This window comes from Streptomyces sp. NPDC048441, from assembly GCF_043200235.1.
Classification (GTDB): Bacteria; Actinomycetota; Actinomycetes; order Streptomycetales; family Streptomycetaceae; genus Streptomyces.
Genome location: NZ_JBICXM010000032.1, coordinates 1 through 1,730, shown reverse-complemented (window position 1 = coordinate 1,730; position 1,730 = coordinate 1). Strand labels below are relative to the sequence as shown.

Annotated in this window: 1 protein-coding gene; it reads right to left on the bottom strand. The window is 62.8% G+C overall.

The genetic code is table 11. From position 1 onward, the window contains the following. Positions 1-1,682: maltose alpha-D-glucosyltransferase (gene treS, locus ACGFSB_RS37390; protein WP_393409044.1), on the bottom strand; the 1,682-nt coding region annotated here is incomplete at its 3' end. Between the last annotated feature and the right edge of the window lie 48 nt (positions 1,683-1,730).

Sequence of the window (1,730 nt, the reverse complement as noted above, 5' to 3'; positions counted from 1 at the left end):
AGCCGGAACCAGTAGAAGCCGTGTCCGGCCAGGGTGAGGAGGTAGGGGAGTTCGCCGATGGCGGGGAAGCGGACTCCGCCGATGAGTTCGACGGGGTGGCGGCCGTTGAAGGTTTGCAGGTCGAGTTCGGTGGGTTGGGCGAAGCGGGAGAAGTTGTGGACGCACAGGACGAGGTCGTCTTTGTGTTCGCGGAGGAAGGCGATGACTGCGGGGTTGGTGGAGGGGAGTTCGGTGTAGGAGCCGAGGCCGAAGGCGGGGTTCTGTTTGCGGATCTCGATCATGCGTCGTGTCCAGTGCAGGAGTGAGGAGGGGGAGGACATGGACGCTTCGACGTTGGTGACCTGGTAGCCGTAGACGGGATCCATGATGGTGGGCAGGTAGAGGCGTCCTGGGTCGCAGGAGGAGAAGCCGGCGTTGCGGTCGGGGGTCCATTGCATGGGGGTGCGTACGGCGTCGCGGTCGCCGAGCCAGATGTTGTCGCCCATGCCGATTTCGTCGCCGTAGTAGAGGATCGGTGATCCGGGGAGGGAGAGGAGGAGGGCGGTGAAGAGTTCGATCTGGTTGCGGTCGTTGTCCAGGAGGGGTGCGAGGCGGCGGCGGATGCCGATGTTGGCGCGCATTCGGGGGTCTTTGGCGTATTCCGCGTACATGTAGTCGCGTTCTTCGTCGGTGACCATTTCGAGGGTGAGTTCGTCGTGGTTGCGGAGGAAGATGCCCCATTGGCAGCCGTGGGGGATGGCGGGGGTTTTGGCGAGGATTTCGGAGACGGGGTAGCGGGATTCTCGGCGGACGGCCATGAAGATGCGGGGCATGACGGGGAAGTGGAAGGCCATGTGGCATTCGTCGCCGCCGTCTTTGAAGTCGCCGAAGTAGTCGACGACGTCTTCGGGCCATTGGTTGGCTTCGGCGAGGAGGACGGTGTCGGGGTAGTGGGTGTCGATTTCGGTGCGGACGCGTTTGAGGAGGTTGTGGCTGCGGGGGAGGTTTTCGCAGTTGGTGTTCTCTTCGGCGAAGAGGTAGGGGACGGCGTCGAGGCGGAATCCGTCGATGCCGAGGTCGAGCCAGAAGCGGAGGGCGGAGATGATTTCTTCTTGGACGGCGGGGTTTTCGTAGTTGAGGTCGGGTTGGTGGGAGAAGAAGCGGTGCCAGAAGTATTGTTTGCGGACGGGGTCGAAGGTCCAGTTGGAGGCTTCGGTGTCGACGAAGATGATGCGGGCGTCTTGGTATTGCTTGTCGTCGTCGGCCCAGACGTAGTAGTCGCCGTAGGGGCCTGTGGGGTCGGTGCGGGATTGTTGGAACCAGGGGTGTTGGTCGCTGGTGTGGTTCATGACGAAGTCGATGATGACGCGCATTCCGCGTTGGTGGGCGGAGTCGACGAATTCGACGAAGTCGGCGAGGTCGCCGAATTCGGGGAGTACGGCGGTGTAGTCGGAGACGTCGTAGCCGCCGTCGCGCAGGGGTGATTTGAAGAAGGGGGGTAGCCAGAGGCAGTCGACGCCGAGCCATTGGAGGTAGTCGAGTTTGGCGGTGATGCCTTTGAGGTCGCCGATTCCGTCGCCGTTGCTGTCCTGGAAGGAGCGGACGAGGACTTCGTAGAAGACGGCGCGTTTGAACCATTCGGGGTCGCGGTCCTTCGCGGGTGTGTCCTCGAAGGTGTCCTGGACGGGCTCGTTGATGATCATGGTGTGGGTGACCCTCCGATCGACGGTGAGGACGGTCGCAGGACCCGG